Genomic DNA, 25,740 nt, shown 5'->3' on the forward strand with positions numbered 1-25,740 from the left:
TTAAACTCCTAACTTCCAGGAAAGGGTGCGCAGCAGGTCGGCGAAAACACCGGCCGCCGTGACGTCGTTCCCGGCACCATAGCCGCGCAGCACCAGCGGCAATGGCTGATAATAGTGGCTGTAAAAGGCCAGCGCGTTCTCGCCATTTTTGACTTTGAACAGCGGATCGTTGCCGTCAACGGCGGCAATTTTCACCCGGCAGGTACCATCCTCTTCGATATTACCGACATAGCGCAAGACTTTACCTTCATCGCGCGCCTTAGCGATCCGCGAGGCGAACGCATCATCCAGCGACGGCAGGCGGGCCATAAAGGTCTCAACATCACCGCTGGCGTCGAAGTCCGCCGGCAGCGCCGACTCGACGATAATGTCCGACAGCTCCAGTTCACGTCCGGTCTCACGGGCCAGAATCAGCAGCTTACGCGCGACATCCACCCCGGATAAATCGTCGCGCGGATCCGGCTCGGTATACCCCATCTCACGGGCCATCGCCGTCGCCGCCGAGAAACTCACGCCCTCATCCAGCTTGCCGAAGATAAACGACAGAGAGCCGGAGAGGATCCCGGAGAAATGGCGCAGTTCATCGCCGGCGTTGAGCAGGTTCTGCAGGTTCTCAATCACCGGCAGGCCAGCGCCAACGTTAGTGTCATAGAGGAACTTGCGGCGCGAGCTGCTCGCGGCATGGCGCAGCTGATGATAATAATCCAGCGAAGAGGTATTGGCCTTTTTATTCGGCGTGACCACATGGAAACCTTCGCGCAGGAAGTCGGCGTACTGATCGGCGACCGCCTGGCTGGAGGTACAGTCGACGATCACCGGATTCAGCAGGTGGTACTCTTTTACCAGGCGGATCAGGCGGCCAAGATTAAAGGGTTCTTTCGCCTCCGCCAGCGACTCACTCCAGTTTTCCAGATTCAGACCATGCACGCTGGTCAGCAGCGCCTGAGAGTTGGCCACGCCGCAAACGCGCAGATCGATATGTTTGCTCTTCAGCCAACTCTGCTGGCGTTTGATTTGCTCCAGCAGCGCGCCGCCGACGCCGCCGACGCCGATGACGAACACTTCGATCACCTGGTCGGTGTTGAACAGCATCTGATGGGTCACGCGCACGCCGGTGGTGGCGTCGTCATTGCTGACCACCACCGAAATGGAGCGCTCGGATGAACCCTGGGCAATCGCCACGATATTGATATTGGCGCGGGCCAGCGCGGCAAAAAACTTTGCCGAGATACCGCGCAGGGTGCGCATTCCGTCGCCCACCACCGAGATAATAGCCAGACGCTCCATAATGGCCAGCGGCTCCAGCAGCCCCTCTTTCAGCTCGAGATAAAACTCATCTTCCATCGCCCGTTTAGCACGCGCACAGTCGCTCTGCGGCACGCAGAAACTGATGCTGTACTCGGAAGAGGATTGGGTGATCAGCACGACCGAGATGCCGGCGCGGGACATCGTGGCGAAGACGCGGGCCGCCATGCCGACCATGCCTTTCATCCCCGGCCCGGAGACGTTGAACATCGCCATGTTGTTGAGGTTAGAGATGCCTTTGACCGGCAGATCGTCCTCGTCGCGGCTGGCGCCGATGAGCGTTCCCGGCGCCTGCGGGTTGCCAGTATTTTTAATCAGACATGGGATTTGGAACTGGGCGATAGGGGCGATGGTGCGCGGGTGCAGCACTTTCGCGCCAAAGTAGGAGAGCTCCATCGCCTCCTGATAAGACATCGATTTCAGCAGACGCGCATCCGGCACCTGGCGCGGGTCGCAAGTGTACACGCCGTCGACATCGGTCCAGATTTCGCAGCAGTCGGCGCGCAGGCAGGCGGCCAGTACCGCAGCCGAATAGTCGGAGCCGTTGCGCCCCAGCACCACCAGCTCCCCCTTCTCATTGCCGGCGGTAAACCCGGCCATCAGGATCATATGGTCTGCCGGGATCTGGCTGGCGGCGATGCGGCGGGTGGATTCGGCGATATCGACCGTGGATTCCAGATAGTGGCCCACCGCGAGCAGTTTTTCCACCGGGTTAATCACACTGACTTTATGACCACGGGCTTCCAGCAGACCCGCCATGATGGCGATGGAGAGCTTTTCGCCTCGGCAGATCAGCGCGGCATTGACGCTGTCCGGGCACTGACCCAGCAGGCTGATACCGTGCAGGACATGCTTAATCTGAGCAAACTCCTGCTCAACAAAGGCTTTCAGCTGGGCGAGCGGGAAAGCGGGCTGGGCGTCGGCAAGGCCCTGAAGAAGTTCGGTAAAAATGCGTTCAGCGTCGGCAATATTGGGGAGGGCATCCTGGCCGCCAATGGTCTTTTCAATCATCGCTACCAGATGGTTGGTGATCTTCGCCGGGGCAGACAGGACGGTCGCTACCTGCCCCTGCCTGGCATTACTCTCCAGAATATCGGCAACCCGCAGAAACCGTTCCGCATTTGCCACTGATGTACCGCCGAACTTCAACACTCGCATGGTTCTTACCCCTTGATCTCTTGTCAAAAAAAAAGCCCGCACTGTTCAGGTGCGGGCTTTTTTCTGTGTTTCCTGTACGCGTCAGCCCGCACCGTTACCTGTGGTAATGATGGTGGTGATAATGGTGGTAATCATGCCGATGCGATTCATGGATGTTGTGTACTCTGTATTTTTATCTGTCTGTGTGTCCTGCCTATATTGGTTAAAGTATCTGCCCTCTTAAGTCAATGAATTTCTCAATTAACCCCATTTCAGCGAGCTTACGTATTGCGCCACCCCGACAAGGAAAAACATCCAGATCGGCGGAGTACCTCCCGCAAAAACAGCACATACAACCAAAATTAAAATATATGGCAGAGCTTTATTCTGGCAGGTTTTTTTCAATATCATGCAGCAAACGATGCAACATTGCCGTGTCGCGCTGCTGCAGCAGCCCCATTCGTTGCGACAGCCAGTCGGCCAGTTTGGCATCATCATCCACGCCCAGACGCGAAAGCAAGGCCAGGGCGCGCAGGCGCAACGCCTGCAGCTGATGATGGTCTGCCGCGGCGGCGGCGGGCGCCGGTTGTTGCATAAGCGATGCTAATTGATAGCAGTAGACCATCACCGACTGACCGAGGTTTAGCGAAGGATAATCCGCGGCCATCGGCACGCCGGTCAGCACATCGGCCAGGGCCAGCTCCTCATTGGTCAATCCGGCGTCTTCACGGCCAAATACCAGCGCGGTATGGGTCATCCAGTTCGCCTTCTCCTCCAGCAGCGGCAACAGCTGCTGCGGCGTGGCGTAATAGTGAAACCGCGCGCGACTGCGGGCGGTGGTGGCGACGGTAAAATCGACGTCGTGCAGCGCCTCGGCAAGGGTGGAATAGGTGGTGATGCCATCGAGGATGTCGCCTGAGCCGTGCGCCACCCAGCGTGCCGCCGGCGCCAGATGGGCTTCACTGTCCACGATCCGCAGATCGCGAAATCCCATGGTTTTCATCGCCCTGGCGGCGGCGCCGACGTTCTCGGCCCGGGCAGGACCGACTAAAATAATCGTTAAACGCATTGCGGTTTTTTTCTCTCTCTCAGGCGTTGTCGAGGCGCGGAGCCCCCCATTTTACGCGGTGAAAATTTACAAATTTGCAACAAAAATCACTAAAATTGCGTTTTCTTACCCATAAAAAAATCTAAACTGTTCTCAGGAGGCCATGACAAGGAGTATGTTAACAGAACCCATTTATCCATATGATGGGCAATGAAATTTCACCTGACGCATCGTTCCAGGCATTGGATTCACTGTATTTATTAATTTATCCACGCAACTAGTTGAGCCGGGTAAAGATTGTGACTATAAAGAGCATGGCGATGCAATGATTTCACAAGACTGTTAACGTGCTACAATTGAACTTGATATATGTCAACGAAGCGTAGTTTTATTGGGTGTTCGGCCTCTCTTAGCCTGTTATGTTGCTGTTAAAATGGTTAGGATGTCAGCCGTTTTTGACACCGTCGGGTCCAGAGGGAAAGTACCCACGACCAAGCTAATGATGTTGTTGACGTTGATGGAAAGTGCATCAAGAACGCAATTACGTACTTTAGTCATGTTACGCCGCGCATGTTAATTTGCGACATGCAGCAGGCAGGTCAGGGACTTTGGTACTTCCTGTTTCGATTTAGTTGGCAATTTAGGTAGCAAACATGCAGACCCCGCACATTCTTATCGTTGAAGACGAGTTGGTAACACGCAACACGTTAAAAAGTATTTTCGAAGCAGAAGGTTACGATGTATTCGAAGCGACCGATGGCGCGGAAATGCATCAGATCCTGTCTGAAAATGATATCAACCTGGTGATCATGGATATCAACCTGCCGGGTAAAAATGGTCTTCTGCTGGCGCGCGAGCTGCGCGAGCAGGCTGACGTCGCGCTGATGTTCTTAACCGGTCGCGACAACGAAGTGGATAAGATCCTTGGCCTCGAAATCGGCGCTGACGACTATATCACTAAACCGTTTAACCCGCGTGAACTGACTATCCGCGCGCGCAACCTGCTCTCCCGTACCATGAACCTCGGTACCGTGAGCGAAGAGCGTCGCAGCGTTGAAAGCTACAAGTTCAACGGCTGGGAACTCGATATCAACAGCCGTTCCCTGGTCAGCCCGAACGGCGAACAGTACAAGCTGCCGCGCAGTGAATTCCGCGCGATGCTGCACTTCTGCGAAAACCCGGGCAAAATTCAGTCTCGTGCCGAGCTGCTGAAGAAAATGACCGGTCGCGAGCTGAAGCCGCATGACCGTACCGTTGACGTGACCATTCGTCGGATTCGTAAACACTTCGAATCCACTCCGGATACCCCGGAAATCATCGCTACCATTCACGGTGAAGGTTACCGTTTCTGTGGCGATCTGCAGGAATAATGCGATTTATTCCGCAGCCATGATGTGAAAACGGCGCCCCGAGGGCGCCGTTTTTTTATGCCGTCACTCTTTCCAGAGGCGCAGTTTGTCGTCATCGGCAGACGGCGGCGGAGGCACACTGCCTTTCGGTAACGATAACGCATACCAGTCCACTCGCCGGGTCAAAAACATCAGACTGCTTAGCGCCAGCACCAGCACCCCGGTACCCAACAGCAGCGCGCTGTCCTCGGAATGCAGCAGAAACCACATCACCCCGTCCAGCAGCAGCAGCGCCGCGACAAACAGTAGGCTGTTACGCCATCCCCTGAGCACCGCCTGGAGGTAGATCCCGTTCATCACCGCGCCGGACAGGCTGGCGGCCAGCCAGGCGGCGGTAAAGCCAATGTGCTCCGAAAGCGCCAGCAGCACCAGGTAAAACAGCACCAGCGATAGGCCCACCAGCAAATATTGCATCGGATGCAGGGGGCGATGGGTCAGGCTTTCGAAAGCGAAAAAGGCCATAAACGTCAACCCAATTAACAGGATGGCATATTTTGTCGCCCGGTCGGTTAGCTGATACTGGTCGGCAAGCGACATGACATCGGCACTGAACGCAGGCAGGCGCGACCACGGGATTTCCATATCATCCTTGAAATAGCTGCCCATATCGTTGGCGAACCAGCTGCTTTGCCAGTGGGCGCGATAGCCGGCAGCATTCACTTCGCGTTTCGTTGGCAGGAAGCTGCCGAGAAAGCCGGGATGCGGCCAGTTACTGGTCAGCTGCAGCTCGCTGTTGCGCCCGAGCGGCACCAGTGAAAATGCGCCCGTCCCGTTCAGATCGAGCGAAAAAGCGATCTCAAGCGGCTTGTTGTCCTCCGCCAGCGCAGGCATCGGCATATGGATGCCCGCCCCATCGCCGCTGATCCCCAGCCCAGGCTCCACGCTTAATACGCTGCCGTTAACTTCCGGGGCATGGATGGCGCCAATGCCGCGGGCATCGCCGACGCTCACCACCAGCCGCGGCTGGCCCAGGGAGATATTCGTTTTTCGCAATGACGCCAGACGCAGCGGATCGAAGGTGGCCTTGATCTGCAGGGCGTTATGCCAGACCTGTCCGCTGTAGATGCCCACCCTCCTCGACTCCACGGTCTGTTTGCCGGTGACCGCCAGCGACTCCGGCAGCCAGTAGTACTCCCAGCTCCGCTGATATTCGACCTCTTTTTGGTTCTCCCTGCGGGTCAGCGTCTCGGTTACCGGAATAGCGATCAGCGGCCCGGCGAGTTTTTGCGGGCCGCTGGTGCTCTGTTCAATGGCATCCACAACCTCGCTGCGATAATCAGCCCGCTCATTGATGAGCTCCCTGACTATCATCAAAGGCAGAGATAACAGCACAATACAGCCTATTAACGTGGTGATTTTCCAGAATAACGGTGATTTCAACATAGCTTTCTCCCTATCGTGATGGCCTCACAATAGGGCGGTTGTGTGGGGGGAATTTGAAGCTATGTGAAGGGACGGTGAAGTCTCAACGTGGCAACCACGCCGCCTTCGGGCCGATTGTGTAGACGGATATCGCCGTGATGCAGGCGCGCGACTTCACGAACGAAGGCCAGCCCAAGGCCGCTGCTCTTATGGCCGTCTTCACGCGGCAGCGAGTAGAACCGATCAAAGATCCGCGTCAGGGCATACTCCGGAATACCGCATCCGTTATCCGTTACGCTCAGTCGCACCTCTGCATTTCGTTTCTCTACTGCCAGGGCGATCTCGCCCCCCTGGGGGGTAAAATCAATCGCGTTGTCGAGCAGATTGCCCAGCGCCTGGGACAGCAGTTCGCCATCGCCATTGACCAGCATCCCACTTTCCTGCCAGCGCAGGGTGATGGCTTTCGCCGCCAGGGCGATGTCGCGCTCTTCCGCCAGGCGTTGGTATAGCGCATCTATCGACACCGGCTGCGGCTTTATCTCCAGCCGGCTTTCCAGTCGCGCCTGCTGGAGCAACCGCTCCACCAACAGCTGCATGCGAGTATTTTGCGCGAGGATATTCTCAGTAAACCGCGCCGCCACCGCAGGCGGCGGCTCTTCGCGCAGGATCTCCGCCGCACCGCGGATGGCCGCCAGCGGACTTTTCAGCTCGTGAGTCAGGTCATAGACATAGTTTTCGATGGCGTTTTTGCCTTCGAGTTTCACCCGCATGCTCTCCAGCGCCTGGGCCAGCTTACGCAGTTCGCTGCTGCCGACCTCCGGCAGCGGCAGCGGGCGGTCAGCGGTCACCGAGTCCGCATAGCGCACCAGCTTGCCGATAGAGAAATTGATCCACCAGACGACGCCGCAGCCAATCAACAGGGCAATGCCCAGCAGAGCGCCGCCGGCCCAAAGGATCCTCCGCTCGCTGCGCTGAATGACCGGCGTCATCGCCAGGTTGGGTTTACCGACGCTCAGCACGCCGATAATCCGTCCCTTATCCATCACCGGCGCGGCGATATACATCACCGAGCTGGCTTCATCATGCGGATCGCTGCGCGTACTGCGCGCGCCGTACTGGCCGCGCAGGGTGAGCCAGACGTCGTTCCAGCGTGAATAGTCCTGCCCTGTCGCCTCTCCGCTCGAGTCAAACACCACCTTGCCCCGGGCATCGGTCAGATAGACGCGGTACTCATTCCGCACCTTTTTAATTCCGCCAATATTGGCGTTGAGCCGCTGCTGGTTGAGCTGGTGAAAGGCCTGCGCCAGCCTGCCCTGCTGCGGGTTTGCCGCCAGCAGGTCCTCACGCGCCAGCGCCGCCAGCAGGGTGGCGGTATCGTTGAGGGTCCCCTCCGTGGCCCGGCGCACGCCCGGCTTGACTTCCTGGACAAAGATCGACAGTACAAACCACGCGGCGATCGCGACGATAAGAAAATAGCCCAGCAGCAGGCGCATGCCGATGCGCATCAGCCGCGCCCCAGGCTGTAGCCCATCCCGCGATGGGTATTGATTGGCGCCACCTCAGGATTAACGACCCGCAATTTAGCGCGCAGGGTTTTGATGTGGGTGTCGACGGTGCGGTCAAGGCTTTCCCAGGCATCGCTCCACACCAGCTCCATCAGCTGCTGGCGGGAGAAGACGCGACCGGGCGCGTGAAGCAGCGTTTTCAACAGCAGAAATTCATAGCGCGTCAGGTTCAGCGGCTGGCCGAACCAGCTTATCGACGCCGCCTGCTCGTCAAGCACAAACTCGCCGACGCGAACTACCGACGAAGGCGCGGCGAATTTTTTCAGCCGCCGCAGCACGCTGCGCACCCGCGCGCAGACTTCGCGCGGCGAAAACGGCTTGGCTATGTAATCGTCAGCGCCGATTTCCAGCCCCAGCAGCTTATCGACCTCGTCGCTCCGCGCCGTCAGAAACAGCACCGGCAGCGCCGGAAAGCGCGTCAGCAGGCGCCGACAGAGCTCGAAGCCGCTGATATCCGGCAAGCCGACGTCGAGGATGGCCACATCGGGCGCCTGATGCGCCGCCGCCTCCAGCGCGGGCAACCCGCGGTCAAAGACGGTGATCTGGAAGCCCTCCTGCTGGAGCATATAAACCAGGGTATCGGCGATACTCTGTTCATCCTCAACTAACCAAATCCGTGGCTGCTGCATGCGCGCTCCCGTTTATTTATTCCAGGGCATAATCGGCACGGCGCTGATGGCGTTCTTCGGCGAACCATCAACCACTTTATCCGAATAGGTCAGGTAGACCAGCGCATTGCGTTTCGCATCATAGAAGCGAACGACCTGTAGCTTTTTAAACACCAGCGAGGTGCGCTTCTGGAACACCACGTCGCCCTGGCTTTTGCCATTTTTGATTTTGTCCGTCAGCTCAATCGGCCCGACCTGCTGGCAGGAGATGGCCGCGTCGGAGGTATCTTCCGCCAGACCCAGCCCGCCTTTGATCCCGCCGGTCTTCGCCCGGCTGATATAGCAGGTCACGTTCTGCACATCCGGATCGTCAAAGGCTTCGACGACAATTTTGTGATCCGGCCCTAACCATTTGAAGACCGTATCCACGGAACCAATCTGCTCCGCCTGAGCGACCTGGCAGCCGGCCAGCAGCAGCAGGCCCATCGCAAACTTCTTGTATTTCATATTGTTACCATTCTTAAAAAATATAGCTGAGTGATTATCACGCACTTTGCGGAAAAGGTTTATAGATCACAGCTTTACAAAATTTTCGTTCAGATCCACGGACCTACCGCATTTAAAAGCAAAAAAAACACTGAATGCTAAAACATCAAAAAATGCTATTATCCGCTACTTTAATATCAGGCACCTGTGTTTAAGGATGGGGACATTTTATGGATCAAGCAGGGATTATTCGCGATCTCCTTAGCTGGCTGGAAGGTCACCTGGATCAGCCGCTTTCTCTGGACAATGTGGCGGCGAAGGCGGGTTATTCCAAGTGGCATTTGCAGCGAATGTTTAAGGATGTCACCGGCCATGCCATCGGTGCCTATATTCGCGCGCGCCGGTTGTCGAAATCAGCTGTCGCATTACGCCTTACCGCCCGTCCAATCCTTGATATTGCGCTGCAGTACCGTTTCGACTCCCAGCAGACCTTCACCCGGGCGTTTAAGAAGCAGTTCTCGCTGACGCCGGCGCTCTACCGCCGCTCGCCGGACTGGAGCTCGTTCGGTATGCGTCCGCCGCTGCGTCTTGGCGAGTTTACCCTGCCGAAACATGAATTTGTCGCCCTGCCCACGACTCAACTGCTGGGGGTAACCCAGAGCTATACCTGTAAGCTGGAGGAAATCTCCGACTTCCGCAACCAGATGCGGGTCCAGTTCTGGCGCGATTTCCTCGGCAACTCGCCGTCGATCCCCCCGGTGCTCTATGGGCTGCATGAACCGCGTCCGAGCCTGGAGAAAGACGATGAACAGGAAGTGTTCTATACCACCGCGCTGACGCCGGAGATGGCTAACGGCCACCTGCAGAACGCCCATCCGGTGACGCTGGAGGGCGGCGAGTATGTCATGTTTACATATGAAGGGCTGGGTACCGGCCTGCAGGAATTCATCCTGACGGTCTACGGCACCTGCATGCCGATGCTGAACCTGACGCGTCGCAAGGGGCTGGATATTGAACGCTTCTATCCTGAAGATGAAAGCCGGGATCAGGCCACGCCGATTCAGTTGCGCTGCGAATATCTGATCCCGATCCGCCGTTAACGCTGCAGCTCGTCCATCGCGGGGGCGTCAAGATGCGAGACGTCGCCCGCCGTTTCCACCACCCAGCCGGAAGCCAGCCACGGGCTCTGCTGATAATCGACGCGCGAGATAGAGCAGTTGCGCAGACGCAGCCGACGCTCTGCGTACGCCGGCAGCCCTAAAATCGTGCTCACCAGGCAGCCCAGCGCGATACCATGACTCACCAGCAGCGGTCGACTACCGGCCGGTAATTCCAGACAGGCTGCCAGCGCCGCATGCATACGTTCGCTAAGCTCCTGCATCGATTCGCCCTGAGGAATACGACCATCCGGCGTGCCGTTGACCAGCTGGCGGCGCCAGCCCTCTTCTTCTTCGCTGAGCGAGTCGATATGGCGCTTCTCCAGCACCCCCATATCCAGCTCGCGCAGGCGCGCATCGGCGATCACGCTGCAGCCGCAGACTTCGGCGATAATCTCTGCTGTGCGGCGGGTTCGTCCCAGATCGCTGGTAATGATATGGGTGATCCCCAGCGTTCTGGCGCGCTCGCCAACCTGCCAGGCCTGGCGCTCACCGTGTGCGGTCAGCGGGCTGTCGGACTGACCCTGAATACGTCGCTCGGCGTTCCACTGCGTTTCACCGTGGCGAACAAGGTATACCTGTAACATGCTTTTTTTCCGTTCTGAACTCGTTATCGACCGCTTTCGGGCATTACCGCCTGCCCTGGGGGTGATTTAGAGTATACTGCGATGACGTTAGTTTATTCTGAGTTGTTTTGATTATGCACCATGTTGTCTCAGCGACCACTAATCCCGCCAAAATTCAGGCAATTCTGCAGGCTTTTGACGAGATTTTCGGCGAAGGATCCTGCCACATTGAGTCCGTATCCGTCGAGAGCGGCGTGCCGGAACAGCCCTTCGGCAGCGAGGAAACGCGCGCTGGCGCACGAAATCGCGTCGCCAATGCGCGCCTCGCCCAGCCCCATGCCGATTTCTGGGTCGCCATCGAAGCCGGAATTGACGATGGCAGTACCTTTAGCTGGGTGGTCATCGAAAGCGCCTGCCAGCGCGGAGAAGCGCGCTCAGCCACGCTGCCGTTGCCTGACGTTATTCTTGAGCAGGTTCGCGCTGGCGAAGCCCTCGGGCCGGTCATGTCGCAGTATACCGGCATCGATCAGATCGGTCGTAAAGAGGGGGCGATTGGGGTTTTCACCGGCGGCAAATTAACCCGCAGCAGCGTTTACCATCAGGCGGTCGTGCTGGCGTTAAGCCCGTTCCACAACGCTATTTATCGCTAGCCAGCAGCGTCTGCTCCAGCCACTGGCGCAGCTCAACCGGCGCCGACTTCAGGCTGTTCGACCCGCGGGTAATGGTCGCAATGCCGGCGCCGAGCTCATTTTTCAGCTCGCGCTGGCTCATCTCGCCGCGCAGCAGCTCTTCGATAATGCGCACCCGGGTTCCCAGCGCTTCGCGCTCATCAGGGGTTAGCATTAGCTGCAGCAGCGGCAGATGCAGATCCTGCGCATAGGCCTGCTGTAGCAGCGCCACAAAGCGCAGCCACTCCTGATGACGTTGTTCGGCAACGGCCGCGGAATAGGGAGATTGTTGGGTCATATCGCGCCACCATATTGAGACGGGCAGCTTACGCTGCCCGTCGAATGTACTCTTCAACGAGTACAAAGCATAACATACTTCCCGGCGATCAGTAACGCTGCCGCCACTCCGCATCGCTGAAGAGCTTATCCTGCTGTCCCATAAAGTAGCGGTAGTAGGCGTCATAGGAGAGGACATTCTTCACGTAGCCGCGGGTTTCCGAGAACGGAATACTCTCGACAAACGCCACGGCGTCGATCCGTCCGGCGCTGTTCCCCTGCCAGGTGCGTACCCGACCCGGCCCGGCGTTATAGGCCGCCGAGGCGTAGATGCGGTTATTGCCGAACTGCTGGTAAACGTACTGCAGATAGCTGGTGCCGATGTTGATGTTGGTTTCCGGATCCAATAGCTGCGACGGGCCGCTGTAGCCGGGAATGCGGAACATGCTGACGGTATGCGTCGCGGTGCCCGGCATAATCTGCATCAGCCCGCTGGCGCCGACCGGCGAACGCACTTTCGGGTTCCAGGCGCTCTCCTGGCGGGCAATGGCCATCGCGTAGCTCTGCGGAATATCTTTACCGCTGATATAGCGGGCAAACAGATCGTTATAGGCCAGCGGGAAGCGCTCCTCCAGCTGATCCCACAGCTTGCCGGCGATCGTCGCCTGCACGCTCAGATCCCACCAGTGTTGATCGAAGGCATAGCGCGCCAGCTGCGCCTGCTGAGATTTCGTGCGGCTGGTGACCAGATTCGCCCATTCGGTGCGCGCGGTGTTATCCATATTCCAGTACATCAGCTCGCGTACCCGGGCCATCTCCGGACCGGAAGCCAGCGCCGGATCGAGCGTGCCAGTCGCTTTATCGATGCGGAAGGTATACTCCTCGCCGAGACGCTGTGCGGCGACCATCGGGTAGAAACCGCGCTGCTGCATCAACGACCGGAGGATCGCCTGCGCCTCCTCGTCCCTGCCGCGCTCCAGCAACAGATCCGCCTGCCAGTAGCGCCATTCGTCTTTCTCTTTCGCCTCCATCGGCAGGCGCGCCAGCCAGGTATTCAGGCCATGGCGATCGCCCGTCCCCAGCGCCATCCGCACCCGCCGCTCCACCAGCGGCGTGGACTGCGATCGCATAATCGCATCGTCGCGCCAGATGGCCTGCTCTTCGGTCACATCGTTCCCCATCAGGCGCCAGGCGACAATATCGCGTAGCTCCTGGGTCTGATCCTCATTGAGCTGCTGGGCCTGCACCAGCGAAGGGATCATCAAACGGGCATTTTCCACATCCTGACGGGCGACGCTGGCGAAGGCGACGGCGGCCATCTGGCGGGTAAAGTCCGTCGCCCCGGTGGTGCGGGCAAAGGTCAGGACGCTGTTAGGATCGTTAGCCAGAGCGACCACGGCGCTGGCGATGCTCTGGTAGTTGGCGGGCATCTGCTGGGCCAGCGATTTCACCAGCCCGATATTGCCGGCCTTCATCGCCAGGCGGATCCGTTCGAGATAAGCCAGCGGATCCTGCTGGCCGGAGTCGCGCCAGGCGCTGAACAGCGGTTCACAGGCGCCGGGCTGGTTCTTGCCCGTCAGCCAGAGGTCTTTCGCTCCGCTCCAGGCCTCCTGCGACTGCCCCACGCTCAGTTTGGCGTAGTAGTAGTTGCACTGCGCCTCGGTGCTGGTCGGCTTATCGGGACTAAACGCCAGCAAGCCGCGCCAGTCGCTGCGCCGGGCCAGTTCATTCACGAAGCGCGAACGTAATGAACGCGCGGGGGGCAGCGTCGGGTTGGCGTCAATAAAGTTTTTCACCACCAGCGCCGGCTGGTTCATCAGATCGTCGGTAATCTGCCGGTACTGCAAATAGGGATACAGGGGATAGGTGCTTAACGTGGGCATCAGCTGGTCAACCACATCCATCTGCCGGTTATCCCACGCCTGCTTAATTTGTGCGTAGCGGCTGCGCTGTTCATCCAGTGAATCCGCATGCGCCAGCTGACTCAACGCCAACAGACCAACGCTGGCAGCCAAAAGATGCCACGCCATTTTTTTGGCTTTTTCCACAAGCTCTTCCTCTTTCAGGTGCATTTTCGCAGCATCGTGCCGCTTAAAAGCCCCTGCCGGTTCGGCAGGCGGCTTTACTTATGCTAATCAGACAACGCTAAACGCGCCATGTCCTGAACATTTTTTTACGCTTCTGTGAATCCTGTCGCCTCGCTGGGATTAGCGCGCGAAAAAGGCTACACTTCGGCTTTGAACTATCTATCAAAATAGAAAGAGGCGAAGTCCAACGTGGCTCAATTCGTTTATACCATGCATCGTGTCGGCAAAGTGGTTCCGCCGAAACGTCATATTTTGAAAAATATCTCCCTCAGCTTTTTCCCTGGCGCAAAAATCGGTGTGCTCGGTCTGAACGGCGCCGGTAAATCTACCCTGCTGCGCATCATGGCCGGTATCGACACCGAGATCGAAGGTGAAGCGCGTCCGCAGCCTGGCATTAAAATCGGCTACCTGCCGCAGGAGCCGCAGCTCAACCCGGAGCACACCGTGCGCGAGTCCGTTGAAGAAGCGGTCGCCGAAGTGGTTAACGCGCTGAAGGGTCTGGACGAAGTCTATGCCAAGTACGCCGAGCCGGATGCAGACTTCGATAAGCTTGCCGCACAGCAAGGCAAGTTCGAAGAGATTATCCAGGCGCACGACGGCCACAATCTGAACGTACAGCTGGAGCGCGCGGCCGACGCCCTGCGCCTGCCGGACTGGGATGCGAAAATCGCCAATCTTTCCGGTGGTGAACGCCGCCGCGTCGCGCTGTGCCGCCTGCTGCTGGAAAAACCAGACATGCTGCTGCTCGACGAACCGACCAACCACCTGGACGCCGAGTCCGTCGCCTGGCTGGAACGCTTCCTGCACGACTTCGAAGGCACCGTGGTGGCAATTACCCACGACCGTTACTTCCTCGATAACGTCGCCGGTTGGATCCTCGAACTTGACCGCGGCGAAGGTATTCCGTGGGAAGGCAACTACTCCTCCTGGCTGGAGCAGAAAGATCAGCGTCTGGCGCAGGAAGCCTCTCAGGAAGCCGCGCGTCGCAAATCCATCGAGAAAGAGCTCGAGTGGGTTCGCCAGGGCGCGAAAGGCCGTCAGTCCAAGGGCAAAGCCCGTCTGGCGCGCTTTGAAGAGCTCAACAACGTTGAATACCAGAAACGTAACGAGACCAACGAACTGTTCATTCCGCCAGGCGCGCGTCTGGGCGATAAAGTTCTGGAAGTCAGCAACTTGCGTAAATCCTACGGCGACCGCGTGCTGATCGACGATCTGAGCTTCTCGGTACCGAAGGGCGCTATCGTCGGCATCATCGGCCCGAACGGCGCGGGTAAATCTACGCTGTTCCGCATGATGTCCGGCCAGGAACAGCCAGATTCCGGCACCATCACCCTGGGCGAAACCGTTAAGCTGGCCTCCGTCGATCAGTTCCGCGACGCGATGGACAACAGCAAGACCGTGTGGGAAGAGGTCTCCGGCGGCCTGGATATCATGAAGATCGGCAACACCGAGATGCCGAGCCGCGCCTACGTGGGCCGCTTTAACTTCAAAGGCGTAGACCAGGGCAAACGCGTTGGCGAGTTGTCCGGCGGTGAACGCGGTCGTCTGCACCTGGCGAAGCTGCTGCAGGTTGGCGGTAACGTACTGCTGCTCGATGAACCGACCAACGACCTGGATATCGAAACCCTGCGCGCGCTGGAAAACGCCCTGCTGGAGTTCCCGGGCTGCGCGATGGTTATCTCGCACGACCGTTGGTTCCTTGACCGTATCGCCACCCACATTCTGGATTACCAGGATGAAGGTAAGGTGGAGTTCTTTGAAGGTAACTTTACCGAGTACGAAGAGTACAAGAAACGCACCCTCGGCGCCGACGCGCTGGAGCCGAAGCGAATCAAGTACAAACGGATCTCAAAATAAAATGCAAAAAGGCAACGCAAGTTGCCTTTTTTAATGTTTGCTCCCTCTCCCACCGGGAGAGGGCCGGGGTGAGGGCATCAGCCCGCAGAGGATCTACCCCTGCTCCCCCATCAGCTGCTTCACCAGCTCGACGCAGCGCAGGAAGCGCGTATCGTAGTCCGACTCCTTAACATGGACGAACTCGATCTCATTCTCTTTCAGCAGCGACACCAGCAGCGACTGAAACTCTTTACGATCCACCGAACTCCCAAGGCTGCGTAACCCATCGGCCACCCACGGGGTATTGTTCTCCAGCAGGATCACCAGATCGAAGCGGTATTCATCAATCAGCGCCTGCACGAACGGGTGCTCTCGCCCCTCGTACTTCAGGCAGAACGCCTGAGTGCTGACGAAGTCGGTATCGATAAACGCCACCTTGTTGGCATATTTCACTGCGAAATCAATATACTGGGCATGCCCGAGGGCTATTTTATCGTAATCCGAATACTGGAGCGCCATCTCATCGCCGCCGAGATGCGAAAAGACATAATCCCGGCCATATTCCCAGGCGCTGGTGGTATTGAAGATATTGGCGAGCTTATTGACCAGCGTTGATTTCCCGCTCGACTCGCCGCCGAGGATCGCCACCGTCCGCACAAAGAACGGTTTCACTTCCGTCGGAATATATTCCCAGTAACGGAACGGGTTCTCGCGGATCTGGCCGCCGCTAATATTCATAAAGGTCCGCTTAGGATCGATAAGCACCGTCTCGATCCCCAGATGCTCAAGGTACTGCGGCGCATCGGCCTCTTCCGAGGTATAGATCCGGTTCGGCTCGATCCCTTTTTCGCTCATAAAAGCGCGGATCCCATGACTCCACACATCCCAGCCGTGCGGATAGGGTTCCATCCCCTCTTCATTGAAGGCATGGATGCGAATATTCTTCTGATATTTAAAGGTTTGTAGCAGCCAGCGCAGGCGGTCAGGCACCGTCGGCTGCTGCGACATGGCGCTCTCTTCAAACAGCTCGCGGTCGCGAGTGTCGTCATAGCCCATGATGATATGCAGCTCATCGACCTGGCTACAGGCGCGTTGAATCAAATAGATGTGCCCGGTATGCAGCGGGTAAAATTTACCAAACACCACGCCGACGCTTTTCTGTCGGCGGGGAAACTCCAGCCCGAGGAAACGATGCAGCGCTTCTAGCTTCTGCGCGCTCGGGCTTTTGATTTTGGCATTCAACAGTTGGCTGAGATACCCTTTGGTCATCCCGCTGGCTTCCGCCACCTGCTGCAGGGTACAGCCTTTCTGCTTTATGGCGCTTTTTAAATAGTCAAATGACGACATCGCTAATCTCCTTTTAACTTATTATAAGTCGTCAAAAACGCTTAGCGCGTCTGAAAGCTTTTTCACACCAAAGATTTGCATGCCTTCCGGCACTTTTTTCGGCACATTGGCCGCCGGGACAATGGCGCGGCGGAAGCCATGCTTCGCCGCTTCGGAGATACGCTCCTGTCCGCTCGGCACCGGGCGAATTTCGCCAGCCAACCCCACTTCGCCAAAGACCACCAGGTCCTGCGGCAGCGGGCGATCGCGCAAGCTGGAGACCATCGCCAGCAGCAGCGCCAGATCGGCGCTGGTTTCCGTGACCTTCACCCCACCGACCACGTTGACGAAAACGTCCTGATCGGCCATCTGCAGGCCGCCGTGGCGATGCAGCACCGCCAGCAGGATCGCCAGACGGTTCTGTTCCAGCCCCACCGCCACGCGGCGCGGGTTGGACATCATCGAGTGATCCACCAGTGCCTGGATCTCCACCAGCAGAGGGCGGGTCCCTTCCCAGACCACCATCACCGAGCTGCCGGAGGTGATTTCATCTCCCCGGCTGAGGAAGATAGCGGATGGGTTGCTCACTTCGCGCAGCCCCTGCTCGGTCATGGCGAAGACGCCCAGCTCGTTCACCGCGCCAAAGCGGTTTTTGTGGCTGCGCAGAGTGCGGAAGCGGGAGTCGGCATCGCCGTCCAGCAGCACCGAGCAGTCAATACAGTGCTCCAGCACCTTCGGGCCGGCCAGCGAACCGTCTTTGGTGACGTGGCCGACCATGACGATCGCCACGCCGCGTGTTTTGGCAAAGCGCGTCAGGTAGGCCGCCGTTTCACGTACCTGGGCGACGCTGCCCGGCGACGACTGAACGTCGGCCATATGCATCACCTGGATAGAGTCGATCACCATCAGCTGCGGTTTTTCTTCCTCGGCAATCTGACAGATCTGCTCAATGCTGGTTTCCGACAGCATGTTCAGGTTCGCCGTCGGCAGCCCAAGGCGATGGGCGCGCATCGCCACCTGCTGAAGGGACTCCTCCCCGGTGACGTACAGCGTTTTCATCCCTTCCGCCAGCTTGCACAACGTCTGCAGCAGCAGCGTCGATTTCCCCGCGCCGGGGTTACCGCCAATCAGGATCGCGCTGCCCGGCACCACGCCGCCGCCGAGTACGCGGTCGAACTCTTTAAAACCGGTGGAGAAACGCGGCAGCGCTTCCAGGCTGATGTCTGACAGCTTCTGCACCTTCGAGACGCCGGCGTGACCGGCGTAGCCTGACAAACGCTCGTTTCTCGCCACCTGCGGCGACGCGGCGATGCGCATCTCGGTGATGGTATTCCAGGCATGGCAGGCGCTGCACTGCCCCTGCCAGCGCGGGTAATCCGCACCACATTCATTACAGACAAATGCGCGTTTTGGAGCTTTCGCCACGTTTACCTCTTACTTTTGGTTCATGCTGCCCGAGAGAATACAGAATACCCCCATCAGGTCAGCGTGGCGGATAGTCACTTCCGCCTGTTCATTCACTTTAGGCTTAGCATGATACGCGATGCCAAGCCCGGCAGCCTTAATCATCGGCAGGTCGTTGGCGCCATCGCCGATGGCCACGATCTGCGCCGTTGGGATCGCATACTTTTCCGCCAGCTTGCGCAGCGTATTGGCTTTGTATTTGGCATCGACGATATCGCCGAGCACGTTGCCGGTGAGCTTGCCGTCGCGGATCTCCAGTTCGTTGGCGAACACCGCGTCGAGATGCAGCTTATCGCGCAGATACTCGGCGAAGAAGGTGAAGCCGCCGGAGGCGATCGCCACCTTCCAGCCCAGCGTTTCCAGCTTGAGCACCAGCTGCGCCAGGCCCGGCATCAGCGGCAGCGCGTCGCGAACCTGCAGCAGAATGCTGGCATCAGCGTCTTTCAGCGTCGCCACGCGCTGGCGCAGGCTGGCGGTGAAGTCCAGCTCCCCGCGCATCGCCCGCTCGGTCACTTCCGATACCAGCTCGCCGGTGCCGGCCAGTTTCGCGATCTCATCGATGCATTCGATCTGGATCGCCGTGGAGTCCATATCCATCACCAGCAGTCCCGGGGTGCGCAGATGAGGGATTTTACCCAATGGCGCGACGTCCAGCCCCGCCTCATGCGCCAGCCGCGTCGCACGGGGGGTCAGCGAACCGGCCAGGCGGATCACCTGGTAATCCTCGACCACCCAGGAGGCGACGATCACTAACGCGGCGCCCAGCTCACGCTGCCAGTCCGTCAGACGGCGTTTATCCAGCCCACGCCCGTACAGCAGCCAGCCGCTGCGCCCGGCGTGATAATCCAGCGGCATGACCTCGTCACCGCTCAGGGAAAGCGGCAACCCAGGCCACAGGGAAACGTCTTCAGGCAGGTCGCACCAGGTCAAACTGTTAGGCATTACGGCTCCACATCTCTTCATTCAGGCGAGGAAAATAACGCATGAGGCTACCTTGTAACCAGCGCTTCTGGCAACATTAAGCTGCAAATTTTCAAAGGTGGAATATGGTTCGCGCAAAACTGAAATTCCGGCTGCATCGTGCGGTCATTGTCCTTATCTGTCTCGCCCTGCTCGTCGCGCTGATGCAGGGCGCCTCGTGGTTCAGTCAGAACAGTCAGAAACAACGCAATCCGCAGCTGGAAGAGCTGGCCCGCACGCTGGCGCAGCAGGTGGTGCTGAATCTCGCGCCGCTGATGCGCAGCGAAACGCCGGACGAAAAGCGCATCAATCAGCTGTTGACGCAGCTCACCCACAACAGCCGCGTACTGGACGCCGGGGTATATGACGACCAGGGCGACCTGGTGGCGCGCTCTGGCGAAAGCGTCGAGGTTCGCGACCGGCTGGCGCTGGATGGTAAGAAAGCCGGCGGCTACTTCAACCAGCAGATTGTCGAGCCGGTACCGGGAAAAAACGGTCCGTTGGGCTACCTGCGTCTGACCCTCGATACCCATACGCTGGCGACCGAGGCGAAGCAGGTGGATAATACCACCAATATCTTACGCCTGATGCTGTTGCTGTCCCTGGCAATCGGCGTGGTACTGACCCGCACGCTGCTGCAGGGCAAACGCACCCGCTGGCAGCAATCGCCCTTCCTGCTCACCGCCAACAAGCCGGTTGAGGATGAAGACGATGAAAAGAAAGGAAATCTATAATGTCCACACTGCGCCTCCTGCTTTCTGACTCTTACGACCCGTGGTTCAACCTGGCGGTCGAGGAGTGCATTTTCCGCCAGATGCCCGCCACCCAGCGGGTGCTGTTCCTGTGGCGCAATGCCGATACCGTGGTCATCGGCCGCGCGCAGAACCCGTGGAAGGAGTGTAATACCCGCCGCATGGAGGAAGATCATGTGCGGCTGGCCCGTCGCAGCAGCGGCGGCGGCGCGGTGTTCCACGACCTCGGCAATACCTGCTTTACCTTTATGGCAGGCAAACCGGAGTACGACAAAACCGTCTCCACCGCTATTGTGCTGGCGGCGCTCAATTCACTTGGCGTAACCGCCGACGCCTCCGGGCGCAACGATCTGGTGGTCAAAACCGACAGCGGCGACCGCAAAGTCTCCGGCTCCGCCTATCGTGAAACCATGGACCGCGGTTTTCACCACGGCACCCTGCTGCTCAACGCCGATCTAAGCCGTCTCGCCAACTACCTCAACCCGGACCAGAAAAAGCTGCAGGCTAAAGGCATTACCTCGGTGCGCGGGCGGGTGGCGAACCTGGTTGAGCTGCTGCCGGGCATTACCCATCAGCAAGTTTGCGAGGCGATCCAGGAGGCGTTCTTCAGCCATTACGGCGAACGGGTAGACGCCGAGGTGATCTCCCCGGACAACACGCCGGACCTGCCGAACTTTGCCGACACTTTCGCACGCCAGAGCAGCTGGGAGTGGAACTTCGGCCAGGCGCCTGCCTTTTCCCACCTGCTGGACGAGCGCTTCCCCTGGGGTGGCGTCGAGCTGCATTTTGACGTTGAGAAGGGCCATATTACCCGCGCGCAGGCCTTTACCGATAGCCTGAATCCGGCGCCGCTGGAGGCGCTGGCGGAACGCTTAATCGGCTGTCAGTATCGGGCTGAGGTTTTGCAGCAGCAGTGTGAGGCGCTGATGGAGGACTTCCCGGAGCAGGAAGCGGAACTCAAAGCGCTGTCGGTGTGGATTGCCGGCGCGGTACGCTAAAAAAAAGCCCGCTGGCGTAGCGCTTAGCGGGCCTGGAAAACCGCAGGCCGGGTCAGGCGAAGCCGCCGCCCGGCACAACAGCTTTTACTCTTTATCGCCCAGCAGCACGGATTCCAGCGCGATTTTAATCATGTCGTTGAACGTGGTCTGACGCTCCGCGGCAGTGGTCTGCTCGTGGGTACGAATATGGTCAGACACGGTGCAGATGGTCAGCGCTTTCGCCCCGAATTCCGCCGCCACGCCGTAGATACCCGCCGCTTCCATTTCCACGCCCAGGATGCCGTATTTTTCCATCACGTCGAACATGGACGGGTCCGGGGTATAGAACAGGTCTGCAGAGAAGATGTTGCCGACGCGCGCGTCAACGCCCAGCGCTTTCGCCGCGTCTACCGCGTTACGCACCATGCCGAAATCGGCAATCGCCGCGAAGTCGTGGTCTTTAAAACGCAGACGGTTCACTTTGGAGTCGGTGCAGGCGCCCATACCGATCACCACGTCGCGCAGTTTGACGTCTTCGCGCACCGCGCCGCAGGAGCCGACGCGGATGATTTTCTTGACGCCGAAATCGGTGATCAGCTCTTTGGTGTAGATAGAGCAGGACGGAATACCCATCCCGTGGCCCATGACGGAGATTTTGCGGCCTTTATAGGTGCCGGTGAAGCCCAGCATGCCGCGCACGTTGTTCACTTCACGCACGTCTTCGAGAAAGGTTTCTGCAATGTGCTTGGCGCGCAGCGGGTCGCCCGGCATCAAGACTACGTCAGCGAAATCGCCCATTTCTGCGTTAATGTGAGGAGTTGCCATCTTCAGTTCCTTTTACATTGTTGTTTTTGCCGGGCGGCTACGCCTGACCCGGCCGACAAAACCGTAGGCCCGGATCGCTGAGCGCCACCGGGCAATTGCATCACAGCATGTTTTTACCGTACGCCATTGGCGAGGTACCAAAGTATGTCGCCAGCGTCTGGCCGATGTCCGCGAAAGTTTCGCGGTGGCCTAACGATCCTGGTTTCACTTTCGGGCCGTACACCAGCACCGGAATATGCTCGCGGGTGTGGTCGGTACCGGTCCAGGTCGGGTCGCAGCCGTGGTCGGCGGTGAGGATCAGGATGTCGTCTTCCCCTACCAGCTCCATCAGCTCCGGCAGACGGCGGTCGAACAGTTCCAGACCCGCCGCGTAGCCGGCGACATCGCGACGGTGGCCCCAGGAGGAGTCAAAGTCGACGAAGTTGGTGAAGACGATAGTCTCGTCGCCGGCTTCCTTCATCTCTTTGATGGTCGCGTCAAACAGCGCGTCCAGCCCGGTGGCTTTCACTTTTTTGGTGATGCCGCAGTTTGCGTAGATGTCCGCTATCTTACCGACAGACACCACGTGGCCGTTCTTCTCGTCAACCAGCTTCTGCAGCACGGTCGGCGCCGGCGGTTCGACCGCCAGATCGTGACGGTTGCCGGTACGCTGGAAGTTACCGGCTTTATCGCCGATAAACGGACGAGCGATGACGCGGCCAATGTTGTAGCCGCCTTCGGTCAGCTCTTCACGGGCGATTTCGCACAGCTCATACAGCTTGTCGAGGCCAAAGGTCTCTTCGTGACAGGCGATCTGGAACACGGAGTCAGCGGAGGTATAGAAAATCGGTTTCCCGGTTTTCATATGCTCTTCGCCGAGCTGATCGAGGATCACCGTCCCGGAAGAGTGGCAGTTGCCGAGGTAGCCCGGCAGGTTGGCGCGTTTCACCAGCTTATCCAGCAGCTCCTGCGGGAAGCTGTTTTCATGATCGCTGAAGTAGCCCCAGTCAAACAGCACCGGCACGCCGGCGATTTCCCAGTGGCCGGACGGCGTATCTTTACCAGAAGAGAGTTCATGCGCCCAGGCCCAGGCGCCAATCACTTCAGCATTGCCATCCATTCCGGCGGCAATTTTACCGGTAGAGCCTTCATGCGCTTTCACCAGCCCCAGACGGGTCAGGTTCGGTAAATTCAGCGGGCCTTTGCGGCCGTGGTCAGCCTCGCCTTTGGCGCAGGCTTCCGCAATGTGGCCCAGGGTATCGGCGCCGACGTCGCCAAAGCGGTCTGCGTCTTCCGTTGCGCCAATCCCAAAGGAGTCCAGCACCATGATAAATGCACGTTTCATCTTGTTCTCCATACATCTTGCGCTGCAAAAAAGCGATCAGATCAGTATATCGCTATTCGGTGATACGGCGATAGACTGTCGGTGTAATTTCCGGAGCTTTATCGTCCAGTTTAATGGCCGCTTTGACCGCTTTCGCGGCCTCCTGCCAGCTGTTCTCGTCTTTGGCATGGATCACCGCCAGCGGACGCTGTCCGTCCACGCGGTCACCCAGACGCGCCATCTCGGTAAAGCCAACGCTATAGTCAATGGTGTCTGATGCCTGACGGCGGCCGCCGCCCATAGAAACCACTGCCATACCCAGCGCGCGTGTATCCATCGCGCTGACAAAACCTTCGGTATCAGCATAGACTGCTTTGCTCAGCATCGCCGTCGGCAGATAATGATCATAATTCTCGACAAAGTCGCTCGGTCCTTTCTGCGCCGCGACCATACGGCCAAAGACTTCCGCCGCTTTACCGTTATCCAGTACCGCCTGCAGCTTCGCGCGCGCGTCGGCATCGTCCGCCGCCAGCTTGCCGGAAATCAGCATCTCCACACACAGCGCCATCGTCACGTCGAACAGACGCGGATTGCGGTATTCGCCGGTCAGGAACTGGACCGCTTCGCGAACTTCAACGGCGTTCCCGGCGCTGGAGGCCAGCACCTGGTTCATATCGGTCAGCAGCGCGGTGGTGCGCACGCCGGCGCCGTTGGCGACCCCGACGATCGCTTCCGCCAGCGCGGCGGAAAGTTCATAAGTCGGCATAAACGCGCCGCTGCCGACTTTGACGTCCATCACCAGCGCATCCAGCCCTTCCGCCAGCTTCTTGGCAAGGATCGAGGCGGTGATCAGCGGAATGGAGTCCACCGTCGCGGTAATATCGCGGGTGGCATAGAAACGTTTGTCCGCCGGAGCGAGGGAGCTGGTCTGCCCGATAATCGCCACGCCGACATCTTTAATAATCTCGCGGAAGCGGTTGTCGTCCGGGAAGATATCGAAGCCCGGGATCGCTTCCAGTTTATCCAGGGTACCGCCGGTATGGCCGAGTCCGCGGCCGGAAATCATCGGCACATAACCGCCGCAGGCGGCCACCATCGGCCCCAGCATCAGCGAAGTGACATCCCCGACGCCGCCGGTGGAGTGTTTATCGACGATCGGGCCGTTAAGGTTGAGGCTTTTCCAGTCCAGAACGGTACCGGAATCCCGCATCGCCATGGTCAGCGAAACGCGCTCCGGCATAGACATATCGTGGAAGAAGATGGTCATCGCCAGCGCGGCGATCTGCCCTTCTGAGATAGTATTGTCGCGGATGCCGTTGATGAAAAAGCGGATCTCTTCATCGCTTAATGCCTGACCATCACGTTTTTTACGAATAATTTCTTGTGCGAGAAACACGGTAACCCCCATGAGGAATCGGGTGAATGGTGGCGGGTGGCGCTACGCTTACCCGCCCTACGATCCTGTAGGCCGGATAAGCGAAGCGTCATCCGGCAATGTCTGACAATCAGTAGCTGCTGGCGCTCTTGCCGTCGCCGTGACCCAGGGCTTTCAACAGGCTGGCCAGCAGGCTGGAGGCACCAAAGCGGTAGTGACGGGCATCGGCCCAGTCGGCGCCAAACAGCTCATCGGCGATCGCCAGGAACTGCTGCGCATCTTCCGCGCTGCGCACGCCGCCCGCCGGTTTGAAGCCAACGGTTTTCTCAACGCCCATATCGCGGATGACTTCCATCATGATGCGCGCGCTTTCCGGCGTAGCATTCACCGGCACTTTACCGGTCGAGGTTTTGATGAAATCGGCCCCGGCTTTGATAGAGATTTCAGACGCTTTACGGATCAGCGCTTCTTCTTTCAGCTCACCGGTTTCGATGATCACTTTCAGCAGCACGTTGGCCGCCGCGCAGGCCTCTTTACAGGCTTTCACCAGCTCGAAGCCGACCTGTTCGTTACCGGCAATCAGCGCGCGGTACGGGAACACCACGTCCACTTCATCGGCGCCGTAAGCGATCGCCGCGCGGGTTTCCGCCAGCGCAATGTCGATATCGTCATTACCGTGCGGGAAGTTGGTGACCGTAGCGATGCGGATCTCCGGCGTTCCCTGCTCGTTCAGCGTTTTACGGGCAATCGGGATGAAGCGCGGATAGATGCAGACCGCCGCGGTGTTACCCACCGGGGTTTTCGCCTGATGACACAGGGCAATCACCTTCTCATTGGTGTCGTCGTCGTTCAGGGTGGTCAGGTCCATCAGTTTTAACGCGCGCAGGCTGCTTGCTTTTAAATCAGTCATTTCATACTCCGCCGGCGCAGTGCCGGTTCAATAGTTTGTTCACCTTGCGAGTCTGTTACTATTGTAACATTCACTCGCCGCTACACTTCGACATTCATCACAGTTAATGAAAACTACTTACTAATTTGCATTACTGTAATGTGACTTTAATCACAAAATATCAGCGCATACCGCGGCAATTATCCTCACGCCCCTCTTAAGCATAATCGAAACTCCGCACCCAATGAGGATGTGATAATTCTAACACATAATGACAGAGACTCTCGACACCGTGGCGCACATTTTGCCCACACAGCCGGTGATGAAATTATTATGTTTTGAAATATAAGCTATTTTTC

At 58.4% G+C, this 25,740-nt stretch carries 24 protein-coding genes and 1 other annotated feature; of the genes, 6 read left to right on the plus strand and 18 right to left on the minus strand.

Features of this window, described 5'->3' with window-relative positions; translation table 11 throughout:
• From thrA to yjjY, 4 genes are all read right to left on the minus strand, one after another.
• The gene (gene thrA / locus QLG03_RS15875; RefSeq protein ID WP_023291908.1) at window positions 1–2,463 is read right to left on the minus strand and encodes a bifunctional aspartate kinase/homoserine dehydrogenase I; all 2,463 of its coding nucleotides are present in this window, start codon (window positions 2,461–2,463) and stop codon (window positions 1–3) included.
• 25 nt (window positions 2,464–2,488) lie between these two features.
• Window positions 2,489–2,606: a sequence feature (Thr leader region), on the minus strand.
• Entirely contained in the window at window positions 2,545–2,613 is a 69-nt protein-coding gene (gene thrL / locus QLG03_RS15880) for a thr operon leader peptide (RefSeq protein ID WP_282473658.1), read from the minus strand. It overlaps the preceding feature by 62 nt.
• Window positions 2,614–2,824: 211 nt before the next feature.
• On the minus strand, window positions 2,825–3,511 hold the full coding sequence (locus tag QLG03_RS15885) for a tRNA/rRNA methyltransferase (protein WP_255989568.1): 687 nt from the start codon (window positions 3,509–3,511) through the stop codon (window positions 2,825–2,827).
• Window positions 3,512–3,907: 396 nt separating this feature from the next.
• A complete protein-coding gene (gene yjjY / locus QLG03_RS15890; protein WP_004146984.1) occupies window positions 3,908–4,048 on the minus strand; it encodes a protein YjjY in 141 nt (46 codons plus the stop codon).
• 95 nt (window positions 4,049–4,143) lie between these two features.
• Between yjjY and arcA the strand changes: the two genes are divergently transcribed.
• Window positions 4,144–4,860 (plus strand): two-component system response regulator ArcA, encoded by a 717-nt coding sequence (gene arcA, locus QLG03_RS15895; RefSeq protein ID WP_002887843.1) that lies wholly within the window; start codon window positions 4,144–4,146, stop codon window positions 4,858–4,860.
• Between the two features lie 63 nt (window positions 4,861–4,923).
• On the opposite strand, the gene creD is transcribed toward arcA, so the two are convergent.
• Genes creD through creA form a run of 4 tightly spaced genes read right to left on the minus strand, consistent with a single transcriptional unit; the run spans window position 4,924 to window position 8,941 of the window.
• Window positions 4,924–6,282 (minus strand): cell envelope integrity protein CreD, encoded by a 1,359-nt coding sequence (gene creD / locus QLG03_RS15900; protein ID WP_255989570.1) that lies wholly within the window; start codon window positions 6,280–6,282, stop codon window positions 4,924–4,926.
• Window positions 6,283–6,341: 59 nt separating this feature from the next.
• Entirely contained in the window at window positions 6,342–7,766 is a 1,425-nt protein-coding gene (creC, locus tag QLG03_RS15905; protein ID WP_044525307.1) for a two-component system sensor histidine kinase CreC, read from the minus strand.
• Window positions 7,766–8,455, minus strand: coding sequence for a two-component system response regulator CreB (creB, locus tag QLG03_RS15910; protein WP_282473656.1), 690 nt, complete (start codon window positions 8,453–8,455; stop codon window positions 7,766–7,768). The genes creC and creB overlap by 1 nt, the downstream gene beginning before the upstream one ends.
• A gap of 12 nt (window positions 8,456–8,467) precedes the next feature.
• Window positions 8,468–8,941 (minus strand): protein CreA, encoded by a 474-nt coding sequence (creA, locus tag QLG03_RS15915; RefSeq protein WP_009309170.1) that lies wholly within the window; start codon window positions 8,939–8,941, stop codon window positions 8,468–8,470.
• Window positions 8,942–9,150: 209 nt separating this feature from the next.
• Between creA and robA the strand changes: the two genes are divergently transcribed.
• Window positions 9,151–10,020 carry an MDR efflux pump AcrAB transcriptional activator RobA gene (gene robA, locus QLG03_RS15920; protein ID WP_004204217.1) on the plus strand — a complete coding sequence of 290 codons (870 nt, stop codon included), beginning with the start codon at window positions 9,151–9,153 and terminating at the stop codon, window positions 10,018–10,020.
• On the opposite strand, the gene gpmB is transcribed toward robA, so the two are convergent.
• Window positions 10,017–10,664, minus strand: a complete 648-nt coding sequence (gene gpmB, locus QLG03_RS15925; protein ID WP_282473657.1) for a 2,3-diphosphoglycerate-dependent phosphoglycerate mutase GpmB — start codon at window positions 10,662–10,664, stop codon at window positions 10,017–10,019. The genes robA and gpmB overlap by 4 nt on opposite strands.
• 113 nt (window positions 10,665–10,777) lie before the next feature.
• Between gpmB and yjjX the strand changes: the two genes are divergently transcribed.
• Entirely contained in the window at window positions 10,778–11,293 is a 516-nt protein-coding gene (gene yjjX / locus QLG03_RS15930) for an inosine/xanthosine triphosphatase (RefSeq protein ID WP_048296626.1), read from the plus strand.
• On the opposite strand, the gene trpR is transcribed toward yjjX, so the two are convergent.
• Entirely contained in the window at window positions 11,280–11,609 is a 330-nt protein-coding gene (gene trpR / locus QLG03_RS15935) for a trp operon repressor (protein ID WP_004204213.1), read from the minus strand. The two genes, yjjX and trpR, sit on opposite strands and share 14 nt — an antisense overlap.
• Window positions 11,610–11,697: 88 nt before the next feature.
• Window positions 11,698–13,635 carry a murein transglycosylase gene (sltY, locus tag QLG03_RS15940; protein ID WP_044525328.1) on the minus strand — a complete coding sequence of 646 codons (1,938 nt, stop codon included), beginning with the start codon at window positions 13,633–13,635 and terminating at the stop codon, window positions 11,698–11,700.
• Window positions 13,636–13,863: 228 nt separating this feature from the next.
• Between sltY and ettA the strand changes: the two genes are divergently transcribed.
• A complete protein-coding gene (ettA, locus tag QLG03_RS15945; RefSeq protein ID WP_023291900.1) occupies window positions 13,864–15,531 on the plus strand; it encodes an energy-dependent translational throttle protein EttA in 1,668 nt (555 codons plus the stop codon).
• Window positions 15,532–15,624: 93 nt separating this feature from the next.
• Here ettA and nadR read toward each other — a convergent pair whose 3' ends face one another.
• The 3 genes from nadR to serB are packed head-to-tail and all read right to left on the minus strand — an operon-like array spanning window position 15,625 to window position 19,242.
• A complete protein-coding gene (gene nadR, locus QLG03_RS15950) occupies window positions 15,625–16,857 on the minus strand; it encodes a multifunctional transcriptional regulator/nicotinamide-nucleotide adenylyltransferase/ribosylnicotinamide kinase NadR (RefSeq protein ID WP_004886547.1) in 1,233 nt (410 codons plus the stop codon).
• Between the two features lie 21 nt (window positions 16,858–16,878).
• Window positions 16,879–18,261: a DNA repair protein RadA gene (gene radA / locus QLG03_RS15955; protein WP_023291899.1), complete on the minus strand. Its 1,383-nt coding sequence runs from the start codon at window positions 18,259–18,261 to the stop codon at window positions 16,879–16,881.
• A gap of 9 nt (window positions 18,262–18,270) precedes the next feature.
• Complete coding sequence (serB, locus tag QLG03_RS15960; protein WP_082226083.1) at window positions 18,271–19,242, minus strand: phosphoserine phosphatase; 972 nt, start codon at window positions 19,240–19,242, stop codon at window positions 18,271–18,273.
• A 104-nt stretch (window positions 19,243–19,346) separates the two neighbouring features.
• On the opposite strand from serB, the gene QLG03_RS15965 reads away from it, so the two are divergent.
• Window positions 19,347–19,994, plus strand: a complete 648-nt coding sequence (locus QLG03_RS15965) for a YtjB family periplasmic protein (protein WP_023291897.1) — start codon at window positions 19,347–19,349, stop codon at window positions 19,992–19,994.
• On the plus strand, window positions 19,994–21,010 hold the full coding sequence (gene lplA, locus QLG03_RS15970; protein WP_032452385.1) for a lipoate--protein ligase LplA: 1,017 nt from the start codon (window positions 19,994–19,996) through the stop codon (window positions 21,008–21,010). The genes QLG03_RS15965 and lplA overlap by 1 nt, the downstream gene beginning before the upstream one ends.
• Before the next feature lie 84 nt (window positions 21,011–21,094).
• Here the strand turns inward: lplA and deoD are convergent, their stop codons facing one another.
• The 4 genes from deoD to deoC form a co-directional block, all read right to left on the minus strand.
• The gene (gene deoD / locus QLG03_RS15975; protein WP_002887789.1) at window positions 21,095–21,814 is read right to left on the minus strand and encodes a purine-nucleoside phosphorylase; all 720 of its coding nucleotides are present in this window, start codon (window positions 21,812–21,814) and stop codon (window positions 21,095–21,097) included.
• A gap of 100 nt (window positions 21,815–21,914) precedes the next feature.
• The gene (deoB, locus tag QLG03_RS15980; RefSeq protein WP_023291895.1) at window positions 21,915–23,138 is read right to left on the minus strand and encodes a phosphopentomutase; all 1,224 of its coding nucleotides are present in this window, start codon (window positions 23,136–23,138) and stop codon (window positions 21,915–21,917) included.
• A 52-nt stretch (window positions 23,139–23,190) separates the two neighbouring features.
• On the minus strand, window positions 23,191–24,513 hold the full coding sequence (gene deoA / locus QLG03_RS15985) for a thymidine phosphorylase (protein ID WP_032429093.1): 1,323 nt from the start codon (window positions 24,511–24,513) through the stop codon (window positions 23,191–23,193).
• Window positions 24,514–24,622: 109 nt separating this feature from the next.
• Window positions 24,623–25,402 carry a deoxyribose-phosphate aldolase gene (gene deoC / locus QLG03_RS15990; protein WP_032452384.1) on the minus strand — a complete coding sequence of 260 codons (780 nt, stop codon included), beginning with the start codon at window positions 25,400–25,402 and terminating at the stop codon, window positions 24,623–24,625.
• Window positions 25,403–25,740: the final 338 nt, after the last annotated feature.

It is taken from the genome of Klebsiella sp. V115_8 (genome assembly GCF_029967715.1).
Taxonomy (GTDB): domain Bacteria; phylum Pseudomonadota; class Gammaproteobacteria; order Enterobacterales; family Enterobacteriaceae; genus Klebsiella; species Klebsiella quasipneumoniae.